Genomic DNA, 24,613 nt, shown 5'->3' on the forward strand with positions numbered 1-24,613 from the left:
TTTGGCACGCATATTGGAAAGACCCGCATGAGCGACCGCGCAGCCACCCTCGACACCATCACCGGCCTGATCGAACCGTTCAACAAGAAGGGCGTCGCGCTGACCGAGGCGACGACCTTCGCCGGCGATCTCGAATGGGACAGCCTGACCGTAATGGATTTCGTCGCGGCGGTGGAGGACGAATTCGACATCGTCATCACCATGAACATGCAGGCCGATATCGAAACGGTCGGCCAGCTTGCCGACGCCGTCGAAAAGCTGAAGACCGCCTGACCGCCCTGCCCGGCCCCGAAAGACCGAACCGATGACCGAAGCCGCTGCCACCGCCCATGCCCCGTCCGATTCGCCCGAAACGGTCGCGCCCGAACGCGACCTGTTCAGCAAGTTCGATCCGCTGATCGCCGAGCGCGAGGCGCTGCTCGCGACCGGGGTGCGCGATCCGTTCGCGATCGTGATGGACAAGGTGACGTCGCCGACCCAGGCAGTGATCCGTGGCAAGGACACGATCCTGCTCGGCACCTACAACTATATGGGCATGACCTTCGACCCCGACGTGATCGCCGCGGGCAAGAAGGCGTTCGACGATTTCGGATCGGGCACCACCGGCAGCCGGGTGCTGAACGGCACCTATGACCCGCACAAGGATTGCGAGGCGGCACTGCGTGAATTCTATGGCACCGACCATGCCATGGTGTTTTCGACCGGATATCAGGCCAATCTGGGCATCATCTCGACGCTGGCGGGCAAGGGCGAGTATATCATCCTCGACGCCGACAGCCATGCGTCGATCTATGACGGCTGCTCGCTCGGCAATGCCGAGATCGTTCGCTTCCGCCATAATTCTGTCGAGGACCTCGATAAGCGGTTGGGACGCCTGCCCAAGGAACCGGGCAAGCTGGTCGTGCTGGAGGGCGTCTACTCGATGCTTGGCGACATCGCGCCGCTGCCCGAAATGGTCGCCGTCGCGAAGAAGCACGGCGCGATGGTGCTGGTCGACGAAGCGCATGGCATGGGCTTCTTCGGCCCCAACGGCCGTGGCGTGTATGAGGAACAGGGCGTCGAGAAGGACGTCGATTTCGTCGTCGGCACCTTCTCGAAATCGGTCGGCACGGTCGGCGGCTTCTGCGTGTCGAACCATCCGAAGTTCGACGTGATGCGGCTGGTCTGCCGCCCCTATGTCTTCACCGCGTCGCTGCCGCCCTCGGTCGTCGCGACCGCCGCCACCTCGATCCGCAAGCTGATGCATGCCGGCGACAAGCGCGCGCATCTGTGGCGCAATTCGAAGCGGCTGCACGGCGGTTTGAAGGACCTGGGGTTCCAGCTCGGTACCGACACGCCGCAATCGGCGATCATCGCCGTGATCCTCGAGGATCAGACGCAGGCGGTGGCGATGTGGCAGGCGCTGCTGGAAGGCGGTCTCTACGTCAACATGGCCCGCCCGCCCGCGACCCCGGCCGGCACCTTCCTGCTGCGCTGCTCGCTGTGCGCCGAGCATAGCGCGGAACAGGTTGAGACGATCCTGGGCATGTTCGAAGCAGCCGGTAAGGCGGTGGGGGTTATCGCCTGAACTCCTCCCCGGTACGGGGAGGGGGACCAGCGAAGCTGGTGGAGGGGGGCATCCCCAAACGGATCGTTTGCGGCCCTCCCCCTCCACCACCGCTTCGCGGCGCTCCCCCTCCCGCGAAGCGGGGAGATTTGTGGGGACTAGCTTCGCTCGCAACCTTCGGTATAGCCGTCCCCCATGCCATCGATCGATCGCTACATGGCCCGGCTGATCGCGGTGCCGCTTTTCTCTACGCTGTTGATTTCGGCGATGTTGCTCGTCCTCGACCGGATGCTGCGGCTGTTCGATTTCGTCGCGGCGGAGGGCGGACCGGTCAGTGTCGTGTGGCGCATGCTCGCCAACCTCCTGCCCGAATATCTGGGACTCGGCATTCCAATCGGACTGATGCTCGGCATCCTGCTCGCCTTCCGCAAGCTGGCGACCTCGTCCGAACTCGACGTGATGCTGGGCGTCGGCATGAGCTATTGGCGGCTGCTGCGCGTACCGTTCATCTATGCTACGGTGCTGGCAGCGGCGAACCTTGCTATTGTCGGCTATATCCAGCCGCTGGCCCGCTATAATTACGAAGCGTTGCGCTTCGAACTGCGCACCGGCGCGCTCGGGGCATCGATCAAGGTCGGCGAGTTTACCAAGCTCGGCGAACGGATGACGCTGCGCATCGAGGAAAGCCGAAATTCAGGGGCCGACCTGCGCGGCATTTTCGTGCAGGCTAGCCGGCCCGACGGCCAATGGCTGGGCGTCACCGCCGAACGCGGCCAGTTTCTGCGCACCGACGATCCCAACACGATCATCTTTCGCCTGACCAACGGGACGCTCATCCATAATTCGCCCGACTTCCGGGTACCACGGACGCTGACCTTCACCGCGCACGACCTGCCGATCGACCTGCCCAAGTTCGGCAGCTTCCGCCCGCGCGGCGGACGCGACCTTGAACAGACGCTGCCGCAGCTCGCCATCACCGGCCATGACCCGAAGGTCAGCGAGGAGGATCGCGACGGCGCGCGGGCCAACTTCCACTTCCGTCTGGCCGAAGTGGCGACGATGTTCCTGCTGCCGATGTTGGCACTGGCGCTGGGCGTGCCGCCCAAACGGTCGTCGTCCGCGCTCGGCGTATTCCTGTCGATCGTGATGATCGTGACCTATCACAAGGTCAACGAATATGGCGAAGCGGTCGGCGGGCTTGGGCGGATCGATCCGATCCTCGCCCTGTGGGTACCGTTCCTGCTGTTCGCGGCTTTGGTGTTCCGCCTCTATTGGGTGATCGCGCGCGTGCCGGGCGGAGAGCCGATCGGCGGGCTGGAGCGCGGCGCGGCCAAGATCGGCAAGTTCATCGGCCGATACCTGCCCGGCCGTCGCAAGGCGACCGCGTGATGCGCGGTTTCTTTCCATCGACGACGGTCGCCATCTACATGGCGCGGCTGTTCCTCGTGCGCACGTTCGCGATCCTGTTCGCGCTGGTGCTGGTGCTGCAGGCGCTCGACCTGTTGTCGGAGAGCGGCAAGATTCTCGCGCAGCCGGGCAACGGGCAGGCCGAAATCCTGCGCTACATTTCGCTGCGCGCACCGCAGATCGTCGCACGCTTCCTGCCCTTCTCGGTGCTGCTCGGCACGATCCTGACGCTGACCCAGCTGAACCAGAATAGCGAGATCATCAGCCTGAAGGCGGCCGGCCTGTCGGCGCATCAGGTCCTCGCGCCGCTGATCCTTGCCAGCTTCGGGGTCGCCGCGCTGTCGTTCGCGTTCAACGAACGCGTGGTGGCGCGGGCGACGGCGACGCTGACGGCGTGGGACGATGTCGATTACGGCGCGATGCCGATCGATCGCGGCGACCGTACCAATGTGTGGGTCCGCGACGGCGACAATCTGATCCAGGTCGCACGGGTGACGGGACGTGGTGAGCAGACCAGGCTGCGCGGAATCACAGTCTACAGCCGCGATGGCTCATCGCTCCGCGCCTTGACGACGGCCAGCAGCGGCCGGCGCGAGAATGGCGCGTGGCGGATCGAGAATGCCGAACGCTTCACCGTTGCGACCGGCGTTCGCGAACGACTGGGCACGCTGCGCATCGCCGGCGGCGTACGGCCCGACCAGTTCACGCTGCAAAATGTCGATCCCGACGGCCTGTCCTTCGCCCAATTGTCGCGCGCGATCGACGATCTGGTCGAGGCCGGTCGCCCGACCAAGGCGCTGGAGGGCGCGCTGTGGCACAAGCTGTCGGGGCCGCTGTCGGCGGTGCTGATGCCGCTGCTCGCGGCGGTCGCCGCATTCGGTGTGGCGCGTTCGGGAAAATTGTTCGTGCGCGCGGTCATTGGCATGGCGCTCGGCTTTACCTATTTCGTGGCGGACAATTTTGCGTTGGCGATGGGCAACCTTGGCGCTTATCCCCCGTTCCTAGCGGCATGGGCACCGTTCCTGCTGTTCTTTCTGATCGGCGAAGCGGTGCTGATCCGAACCGAGGAATGACGCAGGATCGTCGTACTTTGGCCGCAAATCGTCCCCAGATGCGGAGGATGGGCGGCATCGCCCGATCGAGGAATGAGTTGAGGAAGTTGGCCCGATGAACGCGATCACCGAGAAGCAGGGCTTCTGGAAGAAGTCGCACCATCTCGACAAGATGACCTTCAAGGAGCTTGTCGTCGCGTATTTTCAGTACCCGGCAATCATCGCCTATATCGCGCTGTCGTTCGTCGCGATTGGGCTGTTCGTCTGGTCGCCCGCACCGCTCCTGCCGACGCTGGCATCGGTCGGGGTGGCTGTCCTCGCTTATCCGTTCGTATGGTATGTGCTGCATCGCTGGGTGCTGCATTCGAACTGGATGTTCAAGATTTCGCCGCTCGCCGCGACGTGGAAGCGCATCCACTATGATCACCATCAGGACCCCAATCATCTGGAGGTGCTGTTCGGCGCATTGCACACCACCCTGCCCGCGATCGCAATTGCGACGGCACCGATCGGATATCTGATCGGCGGGTTCGGCGGGGCGATGGCGGCGCTGGCCACGGGCTTGCTGACGACCTGCTTCTACGAATTCTGCCACTGCATCCAGCATCTGGCCTACAAGCCGAAGAATAAGCTGCTGGTGGCATGGAAGCGCAAGCATATGGCGCACCATTTCCATGACGAACATGGCAATTTCGGCATTACCAACTTCTTCTGGGACAAGGTGTTCGGCACCCATTACGAACGGTCGGAACGCCCGGAAAAGAGCGCGACGGTGTTCAACCTCGGCTATACCGAGGAAGTTGCCAAGAAATATCCGAAGGTTGCCGAACTGTCGGGTGGCGTCGCCAAGGGGCATCCCCGCTATCGCGGATGACCGATTTGTCATTTGATGTTTGATACGGGGCGGCGCATTGCCGCCCCGTTGTCGTTTGGGGGGAAGCAATGTCGGATACACTGGTGAAGGTTCGTCCGGTTCTGAACGGAGCCGATCGCAAGGCATTCATTGCCCTTCCCTACCGGATCTACGCCCGGGATCCGCACTGGGTGCCGCCGCTCAAGACCGAGGTCGCGGCAACGATCGACCCGAAGAAGAATGGCTGGTTCAGCCATGCCGATGGCCAACTCTTCATCGCCGAACGTAGCGGACAAGTCGTCGGCCGTATCTCCGCCCATATCGACACGCTTGCGCTGACTATGCCGACCGAGAAGGGCTTTGGCCCCGGTGTCGGCTTCTGGGGCATGATCGAGGCGGAGGACGAGGCGACCGCGAAGGCGCTGATCGCGCAGGCCGAGCAGTGGCTGCGCGACAAGGGGATGACCCGCGCGATCGGTCCGGTCGCGCTGTCGATCTGGGAAGAACCGGGTCTGCTCATTCAGGGGCACGATCACAGCCCGACGGTGCTGATGGGCCATCACCTGCCGCAATATCGTGGCTGGATCGAGAGCGCCGGCTATGCTCCCGTCAAGCAGTTGGTGACCTATGAGCTTGACATAACCAAGGATTTTCCGCCGATCGTTCAGCGCATCGTCGCTGCCGGCGAGAAGAATGAGCGTATCCGCATCCGCCGGGTCAACAAGGCCAAGTTCGCCGACGAGGCTGCGATCATCCTGCGGATCCTCAACGACGCATGGTCGGACAATTGGGGTTTCGTGCCCCTGACCCAGCCCGAGGTTGACGACGTCGGCAAGAAGCTGAAACCGCTGGTGTTTGAGGACCTGATCCGCATCGCCGAGCTGGACGGCGAGCCGGTCGCGTTCATGATCACGCTGCCGGACATGAACGAGCCGCTCAAACCCATGGGCGGGTCGCTGCTGCCGTTCAACTGGCTGAAACTGCTGCTATGGCTGCGTGCGCCCAAGGCACGGACGATGCGCGTGCCGTTGATGGGCGTCGTCAAGAAGCTGCAGGCATCGCGCATGGCGAGCCAGCTTGCCTTTATGATGATCGAATATATCCGCCGCGATGCAGTGGCCAAATTCGGTGCCTCTCGCGGCGAGATCGGCTGGGTGCTCGATGATAATCAAGGCATGAACGCGATCGCTACCACCATCGATAGCAAGATCAATCGCGTTTATCAGATGTACGAACGGACACTGTGACGCCGACAGCCGCCGGGTGCCCCGCCCCGGCGGCGATCGTCGCCGTCACTTCCCGCTCAGCACCAGGACGGGGTCGAAGCCGCGGGTGCGCCATTCGTCACGGGTTCGGCAAATCTTTCCCTTCAGCCGCGCCCCTTCGCGGCGATCGAGAATGCAGTAGCGCTTGACGCGTGGCGTGGTGGCGACCGGCGTGGCCGGTTGCGCAGGTGCTTCGGCGGCGGGCGCGGCGGTGGCGATCAATGCGGCCAGCAAGGTTGCGATCATGGATAGTCCCTCCCGTTCCCGAAATCAGCGGCCAGCCAGCGCGGCGTCGAGATCGACCCCCATCGCTTCCCAATCGCCCCGGGTCTTGCAGACGCGCGGCATGATGCGCGAACCGGTGCGTTCGGTGCGGAAGCAGTAGCGCGCGTTCGGTGCGGCCTTGTACGCGACGGCGGCAGGGCCGGCGGCGAGCGTGACGGTCAGCGGCAGCGCCGAAACCGCGGCAGTTGCGGCAACTGGGCTGGGCGTGGCGACCGGTGCCGCTTCGGGTTCGGCGGCGAAGGCCGAGGTGGTGGCAACGAGGCCGAGAACGATCGAAGTGGCGAAGCGAATGGCGGTCATGATGCTGTCTCCCTGTGCGCGTCCGGTGTGTTGCCGGACATGCCAGTAGCTTTGCAGCGACCGTGCCAGTTTTAAATTTCGTTATTTATCAATATCTTAACAAATGACTACAGTTGTAGATGTGGTATCCGCCACCAATCCGCGGGAAATACCGCCATCGGTTGGGATAGTATCCCATGCATCGATCGGCACCGGTCAGAAACGGTGCGAGACCCCGCTATAAATCCGTAATTTCGGCGTATCGGCATCCAGGCCGGCGACACCGCCCGCATCGATCTGCAAGTCCGGCGACAATTGCCATGCGATGGCAAGCGCGACGCGATGCTCGGTCGCTTCGTCGTCGTGCGACCATTGCCCCTCCGCCGTCAGCTGGCACCGATCGGACAAGGTGATGCCGAGACCAAGGGTCGCGGTCGTCGCCACCATATGCCCTGCCGCGTCCTCGCGCGGCATCCACGCCAGTTCAGGGGAGAATTGCAGGTTCAGCACCTTGCTGAGATCGTAGCTGATCGGTGCGACGACCCCCGCCCCCCAGCCGCCGCCGCCGATCGGCGAGCGTCCGACCGGCACCGTGACCGATGGCTGCACGCCATAGGACAACCCCTTGCCATCGGGATTACGCAGCGCGATCCGGCCGCCGACCTCGATATCCCCGGTCCGCGTCGTCCGCCGGCCATCGCCTCGGTCGCGTTCGATGCCGAGCGGCGTCCAGTTCACCTGCGCCTCGATCCGGTCGGTCAGACTGAGCCGGAACAGGCTGTCGCCGAACAGGACGGTATCGCTATCGTCGTCGCGTTCCCAGTCCGCGAGCGCCGTTTCGATGGCGGCCCGGCCGGGATCGAGCACGCAAGCCGACTGGCCGAGGCTCGGCCGCGTCGGACAATAGTCGCGCGCCGCCGCAGCGGTGGTCGACAGCGCCGCCACCGCGCCCAGCGCCGCCAGCCGCGCGATCAACGCAGGCGGACCCAGGTCGGCGCGTGATCGCTTGCCTTTTCCCGACCGCGATACGCCTTGTCGACGCCGGCATCGACCAGCCGGTCGGCGGCGATCGGGCTGAGCAACAGGTGATCGATCCGGAACCCGGCATCGCGCTGCCACGATCCAGCCTGATAGTCCCAGAAGGTCCACACGCCACCCTTCGGAAAGCGGGTCCGTAGCGAGTCGGTCCAGCCCTGCGCCAGCAATGCACGGTACCCGGCCCGGGATTCGGGCTGCATCAGCGCATCGCTCTGCATCGCCCGAACCGAGAAGACATCGTCGTCGTTGGGAATGACATTATAGTCACCCGCCAGCACGACCGCGCGTTCCTCGGTCAGCAGCGCCGCCGCCCGGTCGCGCAGGCGGTCGATCCAGCGCAGCTTGTAGTCGAATTTCGGCCCCGGCTGCGGATTGCCGTTGGGCAGATAGATGGAGGCGACCACCAGACCGTCGACCTCCGCCTCCAGATAGCGACTATGCTCGTCCTCGGGTTCACCCGACAGGCCGCGCTGCCGCTCGACGGGGTCGGCGCCCCGCGCCAGCACCGCAACGCCGTTGAACCCCTTCTGCCCGTGCCATAGCGCGCCATAGCCAGCAGCGCGGATATCGGCTTCGGGGAAGGTATCGTCGCTGGACTTTAGCTCCTGCAGACAGACGATCTCCGGCTGTTCCCCCGCCAGATATTCGAGCAACCGGGGCAGTCGCGCCTTGATGCCGTTGACGTTGTAGGTGACGATCCGCACGTCAGATCGCGAAGCTGGTGCCGCAGCCGCAGCCCGATGCCGCCTGCGGATTGGTCACGCGGAACGCCGCGCCGCCCAGCGATTCGACGAAATCGACCTCGCTGCCGCGGACCAGATCGATGCTGACCGGATCGACGACCAACGTAACGCCATCGGTCTGTGCAACGCTATCGTCGCTCTCGACCGTTTCCGCCAGTCCGAAGCGATATTGGAAACCCGAACAACCGCCCCCCTCGACCGAAAGGCGCAGGATGGCGGGCTTGGCCTGTTTCGCCGCGATCGCCGCGACGCGTTGCGCGGCGGAGGGCGACAGGGAAATGTCGGTGCTGGTCGTCATCGCGTTCAGATAAGCGCGCCGCGACCGATCGGCAACGGGCAGTCCGTGATGGGCCCGTCACCCACGGATCAGTCGGCGACGGGACCGCCCATCGCCACCCGCTGCCGCTGCGCACGATCCGCCGCCATCGCCAGTTCACCCGCCTGCAGATAAGGGGCCGGATTGACCGCCGATCCGTCGATGCGGACTTCGTAATGGAGGTGGCTGCCGGTCGACCGGCCGGTCGAACCCATCAGCCCGATCAACTGGCCGCGCTTCACCCGCTGGCTGTCATGGACGATAATCTTCGACAAATGGCCATAGCGGGTGGCGATGCCCTTGCCATGGTTCACTTCGATCAGATTGCCATAGCCGCCGGCGCGTTCGGCGCGGGCGACGATGCCGTCGGCAGTGGCATAGACCGGGGTGCCGATCGGTCCGGGAATATCGACCCCGGCGTGCATCGCTGCGGTGCCACGGAACGGGTCGGAGCGGACGCCGAAATTGCTGGTGAACGACAGGCGTTCGACCGGCTGATAGGACGGGATGGAGATCGCCGCCTGTTCCAGCGTGTCGAGCTTCTTCCAGCTGAGGAAGAGGGCGCGGAACTGGGCATCGGCCTGCGCATCGGCGGTGGCGGAAGCTGCGGTCGCCGCGGCAGCGGTGGCGGCATCGACCGGTTCGTACGGGCCACCCATTGCCGGCATCACGCGGCGCGGGTTCAGCCCCAGCTTGCGGATGGTTCGCGCGGTATCGGCATAGCGGGCATCGGCGATCGCCTTGGCCTGCGACGCCATCGCGGCCTGTTGCCGGGCGACGCGTTCGAACGGACGGGTGACGAAATTGGCACCGGTGGCAGGCGCCTGATCGAGCGCGGCCAGCGCCAGCGCATCGGCATCCTCGTCACCGGTCAGCACCGCCGCCAGCGCTGCCTGCCGCTTGTCGAGCCGGGCGGCATGCGCGCGGGCATCGGCGTGAAGGCGGGCAACATCGGCGCGCATCGCATCGACCTGCTGCTGCATCGCCGCGACCTTTTCGTCCGAGGTCGCGACCGCACCGGTCGCCGCCTGGCTCATGCCGAATGCCGAGAAGGCGATGGTAACCGCGGCAAGGCCCGCGGCCGCGGCCTGATTGCGGCCGGTGATGGTGTGGCGGCGGAGCTGGCCGCCGTCATGGAACAGAAAATGCCGCGTACGGAAGATGGAACGGAACCCGGCGAACGGAGCGACGTTGTTTTTCAATACGGAATTAATCGACATTCTGTCCCGCTATCCGAGCGTTATGCACGCGTCGGAAGCGCCGACACGAACGATGAACCCCAATGTCCCGACGGTTTTGCCCCACCGCGCGTCGACGGATCGAGGACTTGCCGGATCGTGGCCCGGTTGCGCAAGCGTCCGGCGGCACCCGCGCGGCAAAGCGTCGTACCGGCGCGGTCAGTCGTTTAACCATCTGCATCGGAAGGGCCTGCCACCGCCGCCAAATCGACTGTGCCATCGCCTGCAATCGATTCGCCGGGATCAGGACCGAACCGCGGCAAGGACGTCGGCGGCATGGCCGGCGACCTTCACCTTGCGCCATTCGCGGACCAGCCGGCCTGTTGCATTGAACAGGAAGGTCGCGCGCTCGATGCCCATATAGGTCCGGCCGTACATCTGCTTTTCGCCCCAGACGCCGAACGCCTCGCACACACTACCATCGGCATCGCTCGCCAGCGTCACGGCCAGCGCATGTTTCTCGGCAAAGCGCGCCAGCTTCGCCGGCGTGTCGCGAGAGATACCGACGACGCTTGCCCCGGCCTGTTCGAAATCGTCGGTAAGTGCCGAAAAATCCTGTGCTTCGCGCGTACAGCCGGTCGTATCAGCCTTGGGATAGAAATACAGAACCAGCGGCTTTCCCAGCCGATCGTGCAACGACAGCGGCGTGCCGTCCGCCAGCACCAGTTCGCCCGCAGGCAGCATGTCACCGATCGCCAACGCCATTCGCTATCTCCTGCCACGTATCGCCGACCACCTGCCGCGCAGCATCGAGCCTGGCAAGTACGGTCGGCCAGTCGGGGCAGCCCAGCGCGGCGGCGAGGATCGGTCGCGTCGCTTCGGGCGGGACCTGCGCATCGGGCGCGACCAGCCGCATTGCAACGATCAGCCGGGTGAGGAAATCATGCGCCGCATGCAGCCCTGCCGGCAACCGGCCGGCCGCCGCCAGCGCATCGATCGCCTCGCCCAGTCGTGGTGACAGCCCCTCCCCGCTTTGCAACTGCGTGACATGGACCGCGAACTCGAGATCAACGAGGCCGCCCGGCGCCAGCTTCGCATCGAGGGGACCGGCGGGAGGCTTGTGGCGCGCCATGTCGCCACGCATCGTCACTGCCTCCGCCGCGACATCGCGGTCCGGTCGATCCCCCGCCAGCACCCGTGCAATGATGTCCGCCGCCGCAACGCGCCCGGCCGGTGATCCGACGATCGGTCGCGCCCGGGCGAGCGCCATATGCTCCCAGGTCCACGCATCCTCGCGCTGATAGCGCTCGAACCCGGCAAGCGAGACCACCAGCGGCCCCTGCGCCCCCGAGGGCCGCAGCCGCGTATCGACGTCGTACAGCGGTCCGGACGCGGTCTGTACCGACAAGGCCGCGGTCAGCCGCTGCGCCAGCCGGTTGTAATAGAGCACCGCGCCCAAGGGCTTGGCGCCGTCCGATTCCGCCGAGAAGTCGCCGGTGAAGCAATAGACGAGGTCGAGGTCGGAGGCGTGGGTCAGCGCCCCGCCACCCAACCGGCCGAGCGCCAGGACGATCAATTCGCTGTCCGGCACCCGGCCGTGACGCTCCGCGAATTCCGCGACGGTGGCGGCGGCGAGCACTTCGACCGCGGCTTCCGCCACCCGCGCATAACCGTCCGCCACGGCGAGCGGATCGCCGGTCCCGGCGACCACCTGCACGCCCAGCATGAACCGCTTCTCGTTCACGACGTCGCGGACATGGTCGAGCAGCCGTTCATAGCCTTCCGCCTGCCGCGCCGCCATTTCGGTCGCCAGTTCCGCGACCGTTCCGACCGGTTCGAGCGCACGCGCATCGATCAGCCCGTCGAGCAGCGTCGCCCGCCGCGCCAGTGCCTCGGCCAGTGTCGGCGCATGGCACAGGATCGTGCTGAGCAGCCGGGCCAGTGCCGGTTGGGCCTCCAGCAGACGGAACAGGTTGATCGCGCTGGGCAGGCGCGCCAGCATCGCATCGAGCCGCAGCAGCGCCGCCTGCGGGTCCGACGCGGTTGCCAGCCCGGCGATCAGTCCGGGCAGGCTGTCCTCCAGTGCCGCCCGCGCCGCCGGACTGCGCAGCGCCGGATAGGCGCCCCCGCGCCAGTCGGCTATCCGCCGCGCGGCCTGTTCGCCCGATGCGAAGCCGAGCGTTTCGAGGCGGCCGGCCAGCGTCTGCGGATCGACCGGAAGACCCTGCACGGACGCGCCGTCGAGCTGGTCATAGACTGCGCCCACCGCCGCGACATGCGGTGCGAGCAGGGTCAGCAGCGCCGCACCATCTTCCGCGCCGTGCAGCCGCGCGACCCGGTCGAGCGCCTCGCGCTGGTCGGGCAGGCTGTGGGTCTGGCGATCGTCGACCATCTGCAACCGGTGCTCGATCGTGCGGAACAGGGTGTAGCCATCGGCCATCACCCGCGCTTCGTCGGCCGTGATCCGGCCGCCCGCCGCCAGCGCCGTCAGCGCATCGAGCGTGGCAGGCGCGCGGAGCGTCGGGTCGCGCCCGCCATGGACCAGCTGATGGACCTGCGCGAAGAATTCCGCCTCGCGAATGCCGCCGCGTCCGCGCTTCAGGTCGTATCCGGGGCCGAATGCCTGGCCCTGCGCATAATGGTCGCGGATGCGGCGGGTGATCTCGCGGATCTCGCCGATCGCGCCATAATCCAGCGCGCGCCGCCAGACGAACGGCCGGATCGCGTCGAGGAAGCGGTTGCCGAGCGCGACGTCGCCCGCCACCGCCCGCGCACGAATGAAGGCCGCCCGCTCCCATGGTAGTGCAGCGGATTCATAATAGGAGACCGCGGCATCGATCGGCAGCGCGATCGGCGTCGCCTCCGGCGAGGGACGCAGCCGCAGGTCGACGCGCAGCACATAGCCGTCGCCATCGCGGGCCTGCAGCAGTTCGACCACCCGCTTGCCGATCCGCACCGCCGCCTCGACGGGATCGTCGCGGTCGCGCCGGGGCAGCGTCGCCGGGTCGTAGATCAGGATCGGATCGATATCGGACGAATAGTTCAGCTCGTGGCTGCCCTGTTTGCCCAGCGCGATCGCCGCGAAGCCGACCGGCTCGGCACCCGGCGTCCGTTCCTCGATCGCCGCGACGATCGCGCGGTGCAGCGCGCTGTCGGCGAAATCGCTGAGCGTGCGCGTCACCTGCCGCAGGTCATAGGCGCCTGACAGATCGCCCAGCGCCACCAGCAAGGCGATCCGTCGCCGCTCGACCCGCAGGCGTTGCGCCAGCGGCAGCGTAGGATCGGCAGCGACCGCAGCCAGCGCATCGACCGCAAAGCCGGGCAACGCCTCGACGAACGTTGCTTCGCGATCCAGCAAAACCGACAGGAAGGGCGACCCGGAACGGATGCGATCAAGCAGTTCGAATGGCAGATGCATCGCTGGATCGCACTCCGGGGCAGAAAACTTACCCTGTCCTACCGCTCGACCGATGGAAACGAAATGCGGATGCGCACGTTGGAAAATACATGGCAACGCAACCGACCCTTGGCACTCCCTCGTCCGACCGCGGACAAGTCGTGCGCGGTCCGTCGCCGACGGACGGCATCGGGAAGGCGCTGCGCAAGGTGTTCAACGGCGATGGCATAATGCCGCCCTTATGGGTCGAGCATCTTCGGCGGCTGAACGAAACGGACTATTGATCTGCTCGATGTGACACTAAGGATACTGTGTCACATTAGACCATCCGCCGCCTGCAGGGCGGACGGATAGCCGGCGATAAAACTTTCGTCAGCGATCGCGGCTCAGATCGTCGACTTCACCCATGATCGTATCGAGCACCGTCTGTCCGTGGTTATCGGGCTGTTCGGCGCGCGACGGCAGCTTGCCCTCGGACATCAACGCTTCGAGCGCCACGCGACCACGGGCCACGCGACTTTTGATCGTACCAACGGCGACGTTGCAGATTTCCGCCGCTTCCTCATAGGCGAACCCGCCCGCACCCACGAGGATCAAGGCTTCACGCTGCGGTTGCGGAAGATGTAGCAGGGCACGCTGCATATCGGCCAGTTCGACATGCCGATCCTGGCTGGCCGGTGCGGCAAGAATCCGGTCGGCGACCAGATCGTCCCACTCGCCCTTGAACCGCGCACGGCGCATCTGCGACAGATACAGGTTGCGCAGGATGATGAATGTCCAGGCGCGCATATTGGTGCCCGCCTGAAAACGCTGTCGCGCCGCCCATGCCTTGAGCAGCGTTTCCTGCACAAGATCGTCCGCAAGGTCGCGACTGCCCGACAGCGAACGGCCGAACGCGCGCAAATGGGGAATGACCTGCGCCAGTTGCTTCTTGAACTCGGGATCGGAAAGCGCGACGTGCTCCTGCACTTCGCCTGCCGCGTCCTCGTTGATGTCGGATTCAGTCATTCTTATCCGTTCGATACGCAGTCGGCCCGGTGTGGGGCTGACCCGAACATAGGGGTGCCGATCGTCGATTTCCAGCGCCGCCGGGATGAACCGAGCGACGGCGCCGGAACGCGTATCAGGACAGCAATATATAGGCCATGACCGCGATGACCGCGATCAGGGACACTGCCAGGACGTAGCGGGTGACCCCGGGGGTAGCGCCGGCCCGTGCTTCGGTGGCGCTGACATGGATGCGGTCTTGATCGTCTGCCATCGCCTATCAACCCCCGAAGATCGTTTTGGGTCCGTACCGTTACGCCGCGACTTCCGGTACGGTCGCTTCGTCGAAGAACAGCGCCTGGCTGATCGCCGCCTTCACCGTCGACCGCTGGAACGGCTTGGTGATGAGGAAGGTCGGCTCAGGCCGCTCGCCGGTCAGCAGACGCTCTGGGAAGGCGGTGATGAAGATCACCGGCACGTTGAATTCGGACAGGATGTCCTTGACCGCATCGATGCCCGAACTGTCGTCGGCAAGCTGGATGTCGGCCAGCACCAAGCCCGGCCGGTCCTGCATGGCGAGCGCGACCGCTTCGTCGCGGGTAACCGCGACGCCGGTCACCTCATGCCCCAGATCGCGGACGATCTGTTCGAGGTCCATCGCGATCAGCGGCTCGTCCTCGATGATCATGACGCGCGACCGGGTCTGCTGCTCGATCTCGCGCAGCGCCTCGGCGACCAGTTCCTCGACTTCCTCGGGCGTGGCGTCGATCAGATAGGCCGCATCCTCGGCCGTGAAGCCTTCCATCGCGGTCAGCAGCAGCGCCTGCCGCGACAGCGGCGCGATACGGGCAAGGCGCGCCTGTGCGATCGCTTCATTCTCGGTACCCGATGCGCTGGCGGCGCCGAACGCTTCTGGCTGCGACGACGCCCAGATCGCCTGGAAGGTGCGGTAGAGGCCGAGGCGCGGATCGACGTCGCGCGGAAATTCTTCCGGGGCGGCCACGATCGCTTCCAGCGTCGCGCGGACATATTGATCGCCCTCGCTCTGGCTGCCGGTGAGTGCTCGGCCATAGCGCCGGAGGAAGGGGAGGTGCGGCGCAAGCTGCTGTCCGAGCGACATGGTCAGGTAAATCTCCTTCGTCACGACCCGGCGAGGAATGCCGGTTCGCACACTGCGTTCTACAACGATACGGCACGGGAAAGACGCCTCCCCCGAGTTCGCGTCGATGCATGGAACCAACGAGCACGTCTTTTGTTTCCTGTGCGCCCGACATGCTGATGCAAGCCAGTCTTGATGCCGGTCGGCGGTTAGGTATTCGTGCCGGCGTTTGTCCGGGCGTCGGGGGAAGGCATAGCTTCGTGAAGGATGGTGAGAAGTCGGTTCAGCAGTCGAACGCGAAACCCGCGGGGACGACGCAGCCGGACAAGAAAGACACGTCCAGCCTGGGTAACGCGTTGCGCGCCGTATATCAGGATGCAGCCAGTGAATCGGTTCCCGACGAGATGCTCGACCTGCTGAACAAGCTCAAATAGCCTCGACGGTGTGACCGATACTGTAACAGCCAAGCGGCGGTCGCCCAGCCCGGCCACCGCGCTGCGCCGCGTGCCGACCGGCGCGAAACTGATGCTGATTCTGAGCGCCGCGCTGCTGCCGCTGGCGTTGATCGCGCTGTTCGCGACCCTGCAGACTTCGCGTATCGCCGATATCGATCTGCGGGCGCGGCTGCGCGTCGCTGCGATCGAGGCATCGCGCGGCATCGCGATCGAACTGGGTGGCGACATGACGGCGCTGCGCGTTGCGATGACCGCCTTGTCGTCCGATCCGGCGAATTCGCCGAGTTGCGCGCGGGTCGAGGGGGTGTTCGCGCAACAATCGACGGCGGGTGCGCGCTTCGCGATCTACTCGGCCGACGGGCGGCTGGTTTGCGGAACCGCCATACCGGTGCGCATGGTCGGAGCACCCGATGCGGGTGGCGTGCGGGCACAACTGGTTCCCGATGCCGGGGTCGTGCTCGATATCCACGGCCCCAACGCCGCCCGTGCGGTGGCGTTTTTTCCTGCGGCGTTGCTGCGCGACCGGTCGCAGTCGAGTGCCTTCCCGACGTCGTTCGAAAGCGGCATCCTCCATGCTGACGATGGTGAACTGAGCCTGTCCATGCTGCCACCCGAATCGGGGATCGAGCGGCTGGAGCGGGTGAGCATTCCGCTGAGCATCGACGACCTCGCCTTCACCATGGCGGTGCGCCGCGCGCCCATCACCTCCTCGACGATCGTCGCGATGCTGCTCCCGCTGGTGATGTGGTTCGCGGCGACCGGCATCGGCTGGTTCGTGGTCGACCGGTTGCTGATCCGTCCGCTTCGGCGACTGCGCGACGATATCGAACGCTATCGGCCGGGCCATCCGATGGCCGACGTCAATCTCGGCGCGATCCCCGCACAGGAGATTGCCGATCTGGGCGAGACGTTCCAGGAACTGACCCATACCGTCGAGCGTCACGAACAATCGATGGCCGACGGCCTGGTGCGCCAGACGAAGCTGACGCGCGAGGTACATCACCGCGTCAAGAACAACCTGCAAGTCATTGCAAGCCTAATCAATTTCCATGCTCGCAGCGCGCACGGCGCGGCAGCCGCCGATGCCTATGCGACGATCCAGCGGCGGGTCGATGCGCTCGCGGTCGTTCACCGGCATCATTATGCCGAGATGGAAGAAAATCGTGGCCTCGAACTGAAATCGGTGATCGGTGAGCTGGCGTCGAACATTCGCGCGACGTCGGCCAGCGAAACCGCAAAACTCGGCATCACGTTGAACGTCGAACCGGTATTGGTGACGCAGGACGTCGCGGTTGCCGTATCGTTCCTGCTGACCGAGCTGATCGAGCTGGCGGCGTCGGTCAATCCGCAGGCGCAGATCGGCGTTTCGTTGCGGCCCGTACCCGATACCGAAACGGCAGTGCTGCGTACCAGCTCGCCTGCGCTGGTCGAAAGCGAAGAGCTCGATGCGTTGGTCGCCAGCCGCTATGGCCGGATCATCCTCGGCCTGTCCCGTCAGCTGCGCGCACCGCTGCACCACGATCCGCTGATCGGCGCCTATGAAATCACGATCGCCGCGAAACCGGCCTAACGAAGGCCGAGCAGCTTGTGCGTCTGCAGCGACAGCCGCCAGCGGGGACGCGCCATCGCGAACGCGACCGCTTCGTCGCGATTGAACGCTTCCTGTCCGACTGCGTCCATCGGCTGGACGAGGTGATGGGCAAAGTCCCATTGCTCGATCGCGTCAACGTCGATGCCCGCCTGGGGCCAGACGAGTTTCAGTTCGTCGCCATGCCGCTGCACGACCTCGCTGCCGGCCTTTGGGCTGATGCAGATCCAGTCGATGCCGGGATGCGCCGCGATCGTGCCGTTGCTTTCGATCGCAATCTCGAAAGCCTCACGGTGCAGCGCGTCGATCAGCGCGTCGTCGATCTGCAACATCGGTTCGCCGCCGGTCAGCACCACGAAGCGCCGCGTCGGTTCCGGCCCCCAATGGCCGGCGACCGCCGCCGCCAACTGTGCAGCGTCAGCGAACTTGCCGCCGCCCACGCCGTCGGTCCCGACAAAATCGGTATCGCAGAAGCGGCAGATCGCCGTCGCACGGTCGACTTCGCGCCCGGTCCACAGATTGCACCCGGCGAAACGGACGAAGACCGCCCGTCGCCCGGCATGAACCCCTTCCCCCTGCAGGGTCAGGAACATTTCCTTGACCGAATAGGTCATCGGCCGGTGTCGGGCGTTTCCGCGTAGCGGGTCGGATCGGGCAGCCCCGCCTCGACAAAGCCGCGCGCGCGCAGCCGGCAACTGTCGCAGCGTCCGCAATGCAGGTCGCCGACCGGATCGTAGCAGGTCCAACTCATCCCTGCGTCCAGTCCCAGCCGGTCCGCTTCCCGCGCGATATCGGCCTTGGTCATATGCTGCAGCGGGGCATGGATGCGGAAGCGCGCACCATCGCTGCCGGCACGGGTGGCCAGTTCGGCCAGCGCCTCGAACCCCGCGATGAAGTCCGGGCGGCAGTCGGGATACCCCGAATAGTCGAGCGCATTGACCCCGATCCATAGATCGCGAGCGCCCGCCGCCTCCGCCCAACCGAGCGCAAGGCTGAGGAAGATGGTATTGCGCGCCGGGACGTAGGTGACCGGGATATCGTTGCCGACACCGTCCTTCGGCACGTCGATCGACATGTCGGTCAGCGCCGATCCGCCGAATGCCGACAGGTCGAGCGGCAGTATGACATGCCGTTCCGCACCGAGCAGCGCCGCGATCCGCTTCGCCGCTGCCAGTTCGACCTGATGCCGCTGGTTGTAATCGATCGACAGCGCCAGCAGCCGGTGGCCCGCCTCGCGTGCCAGCGCCGCCGACACCATCGAGTTCGAGCCCGCCCGACACCAGCACCACGCTGAGGGGAGAATTCGTCATGCTGCGCTCGCTAAGACTTTCGGCGCGCCGGAGCAACCGCCCGAAAAAGAGCGGGCCGCAGTGACGCGGCCCGGAGGGTGCCATGCTTTAGGGGAAACATGCGTGCCCAACCGGACACGCACATCGTATAATCCGTCCGGCCTAAACATAGGCTTAACGCTGTCCGGGGGCGCAATTGCCGACTCGCCGCGCTTCATAGGCGTCGGCGAAGGGCATGCCGTCGGCAATGCCCTCGCTCTCGATACGCAGCGATCGCGGGGTATCGACATGGATGGTCGTGCGGACATGGCCGATGCCGGGGCAGGTATAATGGACGGTCGACAGACGCGGCGTATCATCGATCACAAACCGACTGCACTGGGCGGCGCGCAACCGCAGGCGCAGAAACGCCGCGGTATCGGTGAAGCAACTGGCTCGCGCCGCTTCGGGCGATCCGCTTGCGCGAAGCGACCAGTTGCCCGGCGCCACCGCGCGCATCGCGGTCAATGTCGGCGCAGCGGCGGGTTGTGCCACCGCCGCCCCCGACGCCAGCACCAGCGCCGCCGCGACTAAGCGTAACGACCTAATCCCCATGACGTCCCCCTCCCCGCGCGTGTCAGGACGCGATGTCGGCTACCGCGAGCGGAAATTTCGTCGCGCAAAAGGCGCAGTCGACGGTGATGATGCCATTTTCGTCGGCCATCGCCGCGCGTTCCTCGACCGGGAAGCGCGAGATCACGCCGGCGATGTAATCGCGGTCGCAGCGGCATCCGCGCGACAGATCGGTGCTGGCGAGGATGCGGACCTCGCGCTCTTCGTTGAACAGGCGCCAGACCAGTGTTTCGAGCGGAAGCATCGGATCAGTCAGTTCGTCCGCCCCCATCGTCGACCCCAGCGCCTCGACATGGTGCCATTCGGGGTGATCCAGCCGGACGTGCAACCGCTCGCGCCCTTCCTCACCCTCGGGCAGATGCTGCAGGAAGATGCCGCCGGCGATCCGCTGGCCATTATCGTCGACGCCGATGCCGAGACGGACCAGCGACGGTATCTGTTCGGATTGCAGAAAATAGCTTTCCGCCGCCGCCGCGATCGAATCGCCGTCCAGCGGGACGATGCCCTGATAGCGCTCGCCCGACGTCACCTGATCGAAGGTGATCGCCAGATAGCCATGCCCGAACATCGCGAACAGCGACGGGTCCTCGCCCAGTTCGGCCAGCCGCTCGGCATCGAAATCGACATAGCCGCGCAGTTCGCCATTCTTGTAATCAGCGACCATCAGGCGGATGATCCCGCCCTGCGTTTGCGCCTGCAGCGTCAACTGCCCTTCGGCTTCCTTAAGGGTCGACCCGAGCAGCGCGGTCAGCGCCAGCGTCTCGGCCAGCAGCTTTTCGATCGGTGCGGGATAGGCATGGGCGGCAAGGATCGATTGCGCCACCGGCCCCAGACGTACGACGCGACCGCGGGCATGATGATCGGGCAGCGTGAAACCGATCGCACGATCGAGATCAGGCAGGCGGACGGGTTCGGACAAGATCGGGCTCCCTGTGGCCCGACATCCGGGCAAACTGTGATCGATCGCTCACATGGGAGTGCCCGCGTCATTCCGCAAGCGCTTTGCGATATGTTGCAACTGCGAAACCACCGCCGTCCCGGTACGAAACCGGAACGACGGTTCTGCCGCCCGCTAACGTTGCTTGCTCGGTTCCGTTCGAAGTCCGATCGTTCAGCCGACCAGGCCGAAACACCAGCGAAGGATCGCCTTCTGCGCATGCAGACGGTTCTCCGCTTCCGGCCAGATCAGCGACTGCGGTCCATCGATCACGTCCGGCGTCACTTCTTCCCCACGATGCGCGGGGAGACAATGGAGGAACACCGCATCGGACTTGGCATGGGCCATCAGCGCCGCGTCGACCTGATACGGCGCCATTGCCGCCAGCTTCTGTTCGGCATGGGCCTGTCCCATCGATATCCACGTATCGGTCACGACGACGTCCGCATCGCGCACGGCATCCACCGGGTCGCGCGTAACCACGGCCCGCGTTCCTGCCGCCGAAAGGATTTCAGGCGACGGATCATAGCCTTCCGGACAGGCGGCGACGACATCGAACCCCATCAGCGTACCGGCCTCGACGATCGAGTGCAGCACATTGTTGCCATCGCCCAGCCACGCCCATTTGGTACCCGGCAACGCCTTGCCCGCTTCGATGACGGTCAGCAGGTCGGCGACGATCTGGCAAGGATGCGAATGATCGGTCAGGCCGTTGATGACCGGGACCGACGCATAGCGAACCATTTCGTCCAGCTTGGCCGGATCGTCGGTGCGGACCATGATCGCGTCGCAATAGCCCGAGAGCACGCGCGCGGTATCGGCCACCGTCTCCCCGCGGCCGAGCTGGGTGGTGCCGGCATCGAGCACCAGCGCGGAACCGCCGAGTTGGCGCATCGCCATGTCGAAGGAGACTCGGGTGCGGGTCGACGATTTTTCGAATACGCAGGCAAGGGTGTGTCCGGCCAAGGAGGCGTCGGCATCGGCGCGCCCCTTCGGCCAGCCCTTGCGCGCGGCCTTCGCGTCGAGGGCGTCGTTGAGGATGGCGGCGATGCCGTCGGCACCGGCCGAGGCGAGATCGAGGAAATGGCGCATTTTCTTCAGTCCTCCCCATCGCAGATGGGGAGGGGGACCATGCGCAGCATGGTGGAGGGGCCTCCACCAGCGTGTCGCATGGGGCGTTTCCCCCTCCACCAGCCTGCGGCTGGTCCCCCTCCCCATCTGCGATGGGGAGGATCAGTTTCAATCAATCGTCGGCGACGGGCACATAGACGCGGGCAGCGGCCGACAGCTTTTCGACCGCTTCGGCGATATGGCTTTCGTCGATCACGAGCGGCGGAAGGACGCGGACGACATTGTCGCCCGCCGCCACCGTCAGCAGTTGGTGATGATCGCGCAGATGGGCGACGAAGCGGCGGCTGTCCGACTTCAGCTTGAGACCCAGCATCAGCCCCATGCCCCGGACCTCCTGAAACAGATGGTCGTGGTTCGGGATCATCTGTTCCAGGCTCGAACGCAGCCGGTCGCCCATGGTCTTCACATGGTCGAAGAAGCCCGGTTCGAGCATCACGTCGAGCACCGCCTGCCCCGCCGCCATCGCCAGCGGGTTACCGCCATAGGTCGAACCGTGGGTGCCGAACACCATGCCCTTGGCCGCTTCTTCGGTCGCGAGGCACGCGCCGAACGGGAAGCCGCCGCCAATGCCCTTCGCCGCCGAGACGATGTCGGGCGTCACGCCGTACTGCTCGTGCGCGAACAGCGTGCCGGTCCGGCCATAGCCGCACTGGACCTCGTCGAGCACCAGCAACAGCCCGCGCTCGTCGCAGGCCTTGCGCAGGCCGGTCAGGAATTCGGGCGTCGCGGTGCGCAGGCCGCCCTCGCCCTGCACCGGTTCGACCAGGAAGCCCGCCGTATTGTCGTCGATCAGCGCCAGTGCGCCTTCCAGATCGTTGAACTCGGCATATTTGAAACCGGGCAGCAGCGGTTCGAACCCGTCGCGCATCTTGGCCTGATTAGTAGCCGAGATGGTGCCGAGCGTCCGGCCATGGAACGCCTGATTGAAGGTGATCAGCGTGTGCCGTTCGGGATTGCCGTTGGCGAAATGGAAACGGCGCGCGGTCTTGATCGCGCACTCGACCGCTTCGGCACCCGAATTGGTGAAGAACACCGTATCGGCAAAGCTGTTGTCGACGATCCGCTGCGCCAGCGCCTCGCCCTGCGGCGAACCGTACAGGTTGCTGACATGGATCAGCGTCGCGGCCTGTTCCTGGATCGCCTTGGTCAGATGCGGATGGCCATGGCCAAGCGCGTTGACGGCGATGCCGGCGGCGAAATCAAGATATTCGGTGCCGTCCTCGCCATAGAGATAGCAGCCTTCGCCTCGGACCGGACGCACGCCGCACCGTGGATAGACGGGCATGAGCGCGGGGGTCGTCATCGAACTGCTCCTTTGAGAAATAACGGCGTTGAAAACGCAAAAGGGCGGCCAACCGGGCCGCCCGGAGCGGCGCTGTACCGCTCCTTTAGGGCTCACGTCAATTCTTGAGCTTCCACCCTGAGCGCAGCAGCGCGTAGCAGCCGATGGCCATGGCGACATCGACCGCGAGGATCACCGCGCCGCCCAGCAGCACCGGCGAATCGGCCCGTTCGAGAAAGCCGTAACGGAAGCCCGAGATGATGTAGAAGAACGGATTGAGATGGCTGATCGAGCGGAAGGTCGGTGCCAGCGCCTCGACCGAATAGAAGGTGCCCGACAGCAGCGTCAGCGGCCCGATCACGAAATTGGTGATTGCCGCAGCGTGGTCGAACTTTTCCGCCCAGATCGAGGTCATGACGCCGGCAAGCGCCAGAAAGACCGATCCGAACAGCCCGAACCACAGCACTGCGCCCGGATGCCGCGGCAGTACATGGACGCCCGGATAGAGGAGCATCGCTCCCCACAACACGATCCCGACGAGGAAGGCGCGCGTCACCGCCCCGCCGACCAGCGCCGCCAGCAACTCCCCGGTGGACAGTGGCGGCATCAGGTAATCGACGACCGTTCCCTGAATCTTGCCGACCAGCAACGCGAAACTGGAATTGGCGAAGGCGTTGTTGAGCATCGCCATGGCGATCAGCCCCGGCGCCACGAAATCGGGGAACGGCACGCCCAATACGGTCCGCCCCGCGCCGCCCATCGCCACCGAAAAGATGACGAGAAACAGCAGCGTCGTGACCGCCGGCGCCCAGATCGTCTGAAGCTGCACCTTGAAGAAGCGGCGCACCTCCTTGATATAGAGCGTGCGCAAGCCGCCCCAGTTGACGTTCCGGATGACGGGCACGCCGGGTTCGGCAAGGACGATTTTTGCGCGCAACGGGGATTGTTCCTGCATGGCTGTGTCGCCTAATCGCTGGCGAAGGCGGCGGCAAGGATCAAGGTCGGCCGGGCGCAACAGGAATGTGAAGGACAAGGACGGGCATGAGCTGGACCGAAGAACGCATCGCGACACTGGCCAAGATGTGGGAATCGGGGATGACCGCCAGCCAGATCGCCGAGGAGCTCGGCGGGATCAGCCGCAATGCGGTGATCGGCAAGGCGCATCGTCTGGGGCTGCAGTCGCGCCCGTCGCCGGTGCGCTCGAACGATGCTGCAAAGACTGCGGCTCCGGCAGCGGCGCCTGCACCCAAGCCTGCCCCGGTCGAACCGGCGCCCGTCGTAGCGGCGCCGCCGCCGCCGCCAAAGCCCGAACCCAAGCCCGAGCCGGTCGTTGCCGCGCCAGCGCCCATGCCCGCGCCGCCCAAGCCGGTCGACGATGACCCTTTCACCCCGCTACCCGCCAGCGCCGATGCGGCCGACGAGGAAGAGGAAGACGAGGACGACGCCGTTGCGACGCCCGCCCCGCGCAACGACGCGCCGGTGATGCGTTCGGTCGGCCCCGGCGGCTTCCTTCGCCAGAACCCAGGCGAGCAGACCGCGCCGCTGACCCCCGCCCCGCCGCGCCGACTGGTCCCGGCACGGCCGAGCGACGCGATCGCGGGCAAGACGACGTTGCTCGACCTGAACGACCGCATCTGCAAATGGCCGATCGGTCACCCGGGCGAGCCGGACTTCCATTTCTGTGGCGACAAGGTCAATCCGGGCTTCCCGTATTGCGTCGACCATTGCGGTCACGCCTATCAGGCACAGCTGCCCCGCCGCGACCGTCGCCCGCCGCCGCCGCTGCCTTATGGTGGGCCCCGGGTTCGTTGATCGCGCCAGGCCGAGCGTAGCTCGGCCGCGCAACCAGCGATCAACGCGGCCGGCGCGGCGAA

At 65.5% G+C, this 24,613-nt stretch carries 27 protein-coding genes and 1 pseudogene; 10 read left to right on the top strand and 18 right to left on the bottom strand.

Annotated elements, in window-relative coordinates; all coding sequences use genetic code 11:
- The first annotated feature begins 27 nt into the window (after window positions 1-27).
- The 6 genes from ACZ1JS_RS08070 (at window position 28) to ACZ1JS_RS08095 (ending at window position 6,105) form a co-directional block, all read left to right on the top strand.
- The gene (locus ACZ1JS_RS08070) at window positions 28-273 is read left to right on the top strand and encodes an acyl carrier protein (RefSeq protein WP_242116468.1); all 246 of its coding nucleotides are present in this window, start codon (window positions 28-30) and stop codon (window positions 271-273) included.
- A 31-nt stretch (window positions 274-304) separates the two neighbouring features.
- The gene (gene spt, locus ACZ1JS_RS08075; protein ID WP_465168471.1) at window positions 305-1,567 is read left to right on the top strand and encodes a serine palmitoyltransferase; all 1,263 of its coding nucleotides are present in this window, start codon (window positions 305-307) and stop codon (window positions 1,565-1,567) included.
- Between the two features lie 174 nt (window positions 1,568-1,741).
- Window positions 1,742-2,935 (top strand): LPS export ABC transporter permease LptF, encoded by a 1,194-nt coding sequence (gene lptF / locus ACZ1JS_RS08080; protein ID WP_465168472.1) that lies wholly within the window; start codon window positions 1,742-1,744, stop codon window positions 2,933-2,935.
- Complete coding sequence (lptG, locus tag ACZ1JS_RS08085) at window positions 2,935-4,026, top strand: LPS export ABC transporter permease LptG (RefSeq protein WP_465168661.1); 1,092 nt, start codon at window positions 2,935-2,937, stop codon at window positions 4,024-4,026. The genes lptF and lptG overlap by 1 nt, the downstream gene beginning before the upstream one ends.
- A 94-nt stretch (window positions 4,027-4,120) precedes the next feature.
- A complete protein-coding gene (locus ACZ1JS_RS08090; protein ID WP_242116472.1) occupies window positions 4,121-4,879 on the top strand; it encodes a sterol desaturase family protein in 759 nt (252 codons plus the stop codon).
- A 68-nt stretch (window positions 4,880-4,947) separates the two neighbouring features.
- The gene (locus ACZ1JS_RS08095) at window positions 4,948-6,105 is read left to right on the top strand and encodes an N-acetyltransferase (RefSeq protein WP_465168473.1); all 1,158 of its coding nucleotides are present in this window, start codon (window positions 4,948-4,950) and stop codon (window positions 6,103-6,105) included.
- 45 nt (window positions 6,106-6,150) lie between these two features.
- Here the strand turns inward: ACZ1JS_RS08095 and ACZ1JS_RS08100 are convergent, their stop codons facing one another.
- From ACZ1JS_RS08100 to ACZ1JS_RS08135, 8 genes are all read right to left on the bottom strand, one after another.
- Window positions 6,151-6,369, bottom strand: coding sequence for a hypothetical protein (locus tag ACZ1JS_RS08100; RefSeq protein ID WP_465168474.1), 219 nt, complete (start codon window positions 6,367-6,369; stop codon window positions 6,151-6,153).
- Between the two features lie 24 nt (window positions 6,370-6,393).
- The gene (locus ACZ1JS_RS08105; protein WP_242116475.1) at window positions 6,394-6,708 is read right to left on the bottom strand and encodes a hypothetical protein; all 315 of its coding nucleotides are present in this window, start codon (window positions 6,706-6,708) and stop codon (window positions 6,394-6,396) included.
- Between the two features lie 195 nt (window positions 6,709-6,903).
- A complete protein-coding gene (locus tag ACZ1JS_RS08110; protein WP_465168475.1) occupies window positions 6,904-7,662 on the bottom strand; it encodes a transporter in 759 nt (252 codons plus the stop codon).
- Entirely contained in the window at window positions 7,659-8,429 is a 771-nt protein-coding gene (gene xth, locus ACZ1JS_RS08115) for an exodeoxyribonuclease III (RefSeq protein WP_465168476.1), read from the bottom strand. Before xth ends, ACZ1JS_RS08110 begins: the two co-directional genes overlap by 4 nt.
- Before the next feature lies 1 nt (window position 8,430).
- Window positions 8,431-8,766 carry an iron-sulfur cluster insertion protein ErpA gene (gene erpA / locus ACZ1JS_RS08120; RefSeq protein WP_465168477.1) on the bottom strand — a complete coding sequence of 112 codons (336 nt, stop codon included), beginning with the start codon at window positions 8,764-8,766 and terminating at the stop codon, window positions 8,431-8,433.
- 68 nt (window positions 8,767-8,834) lie between these two features.
- Complete coding sequence (locus ACZ1JS_RS08125; protein WP_465168478.1) at window positions 8,835-9,986, bottom strand: M23 family metallopeptidase; 1,152 nt, start codon at window positions 9,984-9,986, stop codon at window positions 8,835-8,837.
- A gap of 279 nt (window positions 9,987-10,265) precedes the next feature.
- Window positions 10,266-10,727, bottom strand: coding sequence for a thioredoxin-dependent thiol peroxidase (gene bcp, locus ACZ1JS_RS08130; protein ID WP_465168479.1), 462 nt, complete (start codon window positions 10,725-10,727; stop codon window positions 10,266-10,268).
- Window positions 10,708-13,380 carry a bifunctional [glutamine synthetase] adenylyltransferase/[glutamine synthetase]-adenylyl-L-tyrosine phosphorylase gene (locus tag ACZ1JS_RS08135; protein WP_465168480.1) on the bottom strand — a complete coding sequence of 891 codons (2,673 nt, stop codon included), beginning with the start codon at window positions 13,378-13,380 and terminating at the stop codon, window positions 10,708-10,710. Before ACZ1JS_RS08135 ends, bcp begins: the two co-directional genes overlap by 20 nt.
- 89 nt (window positions 13,381-13,469) lie before the next feature.
- Between ACZ1JS_RS08135 and ACZ1JS_RS08140 the strand changes: the two genes are divergently transcribed.
- Window positions 13,470-13,643, top strand: a complete 174-nt coding sequence (locus tag ACZ1JS_RS08140; RefSeq protein WP_465168481.1) for a hypothetical protein — start codon at window positions 13,470-13,472, stop codon at window positions 13,641-13,643.
- 88 nt (window positions 13,644-13,731) lie between these two features.
- Here the strand turns inward: ACZ1JS_RS08140 and ACZ1JS_RS08145 are convergent, their stop codons facing one another.
- From ACZ1JS_RS08145 to ACZ1JS_RS08155, 3 genes are all read right to left on the bottom strand, one after another.
- Window positions 13,732-14,367, bottom strand: coding sequence for a sigma-70 family RNA polymerase sigma factor (locus tag ACZ1JS_RS08145; RefSeq protein WP_465168482.1), 636 nt, complete (start codon window positions 14,365-14,367; stop codon window positions 13,732-13,734).
- Window positions 14,368-14,482: 115 nt separating this feature from the next.
- Window positions 14,483-14,620, bottom strand: coding sequence for a hypothetical protein (locus ACZ1JS_RS08150; RefSeq protein WP_465168483.1), 138 nt, complete (start codon window positions 14,618-14,620; stop codon window positions 14,483-14,485).
- 39 nt (window positions 14,621-14,659) lie between these two features.
- Window positions 14,660-15,466 (bottom strand): response regulator, encoded by an 807-nt coding sequence (locus ACZ1JS_RS08155; protein ID WP_465168662.1) that lies wholly within the window; start codon window positions 15,464-15,466, stop codon window positions 14,660-14,662.
- A 152-nt stretch (window positions 15,467-15,618) separates the two neighbouring features.
- Here ACZ1JS_RS08155 and ACZ1JS_RS08160 point away from each other — a divergent pair, with 152 nt between their 5' ends.
- Window positions 15,619-15,879 carry a NepR family anti-sigma factor gene (locus ACZ1JS_RS08160; protein WP_242116485.1) on the top strand — a complete coding sequence of 87 codons (261 nt, stop codon included), beginning with the start codon at window positions 15,619-15,621 and terminating at the stop codon, window positions 15,877-15,879.
- Window positions 15,880-15,889: 10 nt separating this feature from the next.
- Window positions 15,890-17,470 carry a sensor histidine kinase gene (locus ACZ1JS_RS08165; protein ID WP_465168484.1) on the top strand — a complete coding sequence of 527 codons (1,581 nt, stop codon included), beginning with the start codon at window positions 15,890-15,892 and terminating at the stop codon, window positions 17,468-17,470.
- On the opposite strand, the gene queE is transcribed toward ACZ1JS_RS08165, so the two are convergent.
- The 7 genes and pseudogenes from queE to ACZ1JS_RS08200 form a co-directional block, all read right to left on the bottom strand.
- Window positions 17,467-18,102: a 7-carboxy-7-deazaguanine synthase gene (queE, locus tag ACZ1JS_RS08170; RefSeq protein WP_465168485.1), complete on the bottom strand. Its 636-nt coding sequence runs from the start codon at window positions 18,100-18,102 to the stop codon at window positions 17,467-17,469. The genes ACZ1JS_RS08165 and queE overlap by 4 nt on opposite strands.
- A pseudogene (queC, locus tag ACZ1JS_RS08175) lies at window positions 18,099-18,798 on the bottom strand (7-cyano-7-deazaguanine synthase QueC). The gene queE and the pseudogene queC overlap by 4 nt, the downstream one beginning before the upstream one ends.
- A gap of 153 nt (window positions 18,799-18,951) precedes the next feature.
- Window positions 18,952-19,371: a DUF3617 domain-containing protein gene (locus ACZ1JS_RS08180; RefSeq protein ID WP_465168486.1), complete on the bottom strand. Its 420-nt coding sequence runs from the start codon at window positions 19,369-19,371 to the stop codon at window positions 18,952-18,954.
- Between the two features lie 22 nt (window positions 19,372-19,393).
- Window positions 19,394-20,308, bottom strand: a complete 915-nt coding sequence (gene hslO, locus ACZ1JS_RS08185; RefSeq protein ID WP_465168487.1) for an Hsp33 family molecular chaperone HslO — start codon at window positions 20,306-20,308, stop codon at window positions 19,394-19,396.
- A 192-nt stretch (window positions 20,309-20,500) separates the two neighbouring features.
- Window positions 20,501-21,418 carry an ornithine carbamoyltransferase gene (gene argF, locus ACZ1JS_RS08190; protein WP_465168488.1) on the bottom strand — a complete coding sequence of 306 codons (918 nt, stop codon included), beginning with the start codon at window positions 21,416-21,418 and terminating at the stop codon, window positions 20,501-20,503.
- Window positions 21,419-21,569: 151 nt separating this feature from the next.
- Complete coding sequence (locus ACZ1JS_RS08195) at window positions 21,570-22,760, bottom strand: acetylornithine transaminase (protein ID WP_465168489.1); 1,191 nt, start codon at window positions 22,758-22,760, stop codon at window positions 21,570-21,572.
- 97 nt (window positions 22,761-22,857) lie between these two features.
- The gene (locus tag ACZ1JS_RS08200) at window positions 22,858-23,694 is read right to left on the bottom strand and encodes an ABC transporter permease (protein WP_465168490.1); all 837 of its coding nucleotides are present in this window, start codon (window positions 23,692-23,694) and stop codon (window positions 22,858-22,860) included.
- An 86-nt stretch (window positions 23,695-23,780) separates the two neighbouring features.
- Here ACZ1JS_RS08200 and ACZ1JS_RS08205 point away from each other — a divergent pair, with 86 nt between their 5' ends.
- Window positions 23,781-24,551: a GcrA family cell cycle regulator gene (locus ACZ1JS_RS08205; RefSeq protein WP_465168491.1), complete on the top strand. Its 771-nt coding sequence runs from the start codon at window positions 23,781-23,783 to the stop codon at window positions 24,549-24,551.
- Window positions 24,552-24,613: the final 62 nt, after the last annotated feature.

This window comes from Sphingomonas sp. BL-S-05 (assembly GCF_055521695.1).

Excerpts from the sequence above, each read along its gene's own strand:
- ACZ1JS_RS08070 (WP_242116468.1), top strand. The coding sequence starts at position 28 with ATGAGCGACCGCGCAGCCACCCTCGACACCATCACCGGCCTGATCGAA.
- spt (WP_465168471.1), top strand. The coding sequence starts at position 305 with ATGACCGAAGCCGCTGCCACCGCCCATGCCCCGTCCGATTCGCCCGAA.
- lptF (WP_465168472.1), top strand. The coding sequence starts at position 1,742 with ATGCCATCGATCGATCGCTACATGGCCCGGCTGATCGCGGTGCCGCTT.
- lptG (WP_465168661.1), top strand. The coding sequence starts at position 2,935 with ATGCGCGGTTTCTTTCCATCGACGACGGTCGCCATCTACATGGCGCGG.
- ACZ1JS_RS08090 (WP_242116472.1), top strand. The coding sequence starts at position 4,121 with ATGAACGCGATCACCGAGAAGCAGGGCTTCTGGAAGAAGTCGCACCAT.
- ACZ1JS_RS08095 (WP_465168473.1), top strand. The coding sequence starts at position 4,948 with ATGTCGGATACACTGGTGAAGGTTCGTCCGGTTCTGAACGGAGCCGAT.
- ACZ1JS_RS08100 (WP_465168474.1), bottom strand. The coding sequence starts at position 6,369 with ATGATCGCAACCTTGCTGGCCGCATTGATCGCCACCGCCGCGCCCGCC.
- ACZ1JS_RS08105 (WP_242116475.1), bottom strand. The coding sequence starts at position 6,708 with ATGACCGCCATTCGCTTCGCCACTTCGATCGTTCTCGGCCTCGTTGCC.
- erpA (WP_465168477.1), bottom strand. The coding sequence starts at position 8,766 with ATGACGACCAGCACCGACATTTCCCTGTCGCCCTCCGCCGCGCAACGC.
- bcp (WP_465168479.1), bottom strand. The coding sequence starts at position 10,727 with ATGGCGTTGGCGATCGGTGACATGCTGCCTGCGGGCGAACTGGTGCTG.
- ACZ1JS_RS08135 (WP_465168480.1), bottom strand. The coding sequence starts at position 13,380 with ATGCATCTGCCATTCGAACTGCTTGATCGCATCCGTTCCGGGTCGCCC.
- ACZ1JS_RS08140 (WP_465168481.1), top strand. The coding sequence starts at position 13,470 with ATGGCAACGCAACCGACCCTTGGCACTCCCTCGTCCGACCGCGGACAA.
- ACZ1JS_RS08145 (WP_465168482.1), bottom strand. The coding sequence starts at position 14,367 with ATGACTGAATCCGACATCAACGAGGACGCGGCAGGCGAAGTGCAGGAG.
- ACZ1JS_RS08150 (WP_465168483.1), bottom strand. The coding sequence starts at position 14,620 with ATGGCAGACGATCAAGACCGCATCCATGTCAGCGCCACCGAAGCACGG.
- ACZ1JS_RS08155 (WP_465168662.1), bottom strand. The coding sequence starts at position 15,466 with ATGTCGCTCGGACAGCAGCTTGCGCCGCACCTCCCCTTCCTCCGGCGC.
- ACZ1JS_RS08160 (WP_242116485.1), top strand. The coding sequence starts at position 15,619 with ATGCTGATGCAAGCCAGTCTTGATGCCGGTCGGCGGTTAGGTATTCGT.
- queE (WP_465168485.1), bottom strand. The coding sequence starts at position 18,102 with ATGACCTATTCGGTCAAGGAAATGTTCCTGACCCTGCAGGGGGAAGGG.
- ACZ1JS_RS08180 (WP_465168486.1), bottom strand. The coding sequence starts at position 19,371 with ATGGGGATTAGGTCGTTACGCTTAGTCGCGGCGGCGCTGGTGCTGGCG.
- argF (WP_465168488.1), bottom strand. The coding sequence starts at position 21,418 with ATGCGCCATTTCCTCGATCTCGCCTCGGCCGGTGCCGACGGCATCGCC.
- ACZ1JS_RS08195 (WP_465168489.1), bottom strand. The coding sequence starts at position 22,760 with ATGACGACCCCCGCGCTCATGCCCGTCTATCCACGGTGCGGCGTGCGT.
- ACZ1JS_RS08200 (WP_465168490.1), bottom strand. The coding sequence starts at position 23,694 with ATGCAGGAACAATCCCCGTTGCGCGCAAAAATCGTCCTTGCCGAACCC.
- ACZ1JS_RS08205 (WP_465168491.1), top strand. The coding sequence starts at position 23,781 with ATGAGCTGGACCGAAGAACGCATCGCGACACTGGCCAAGATGTGGGAA.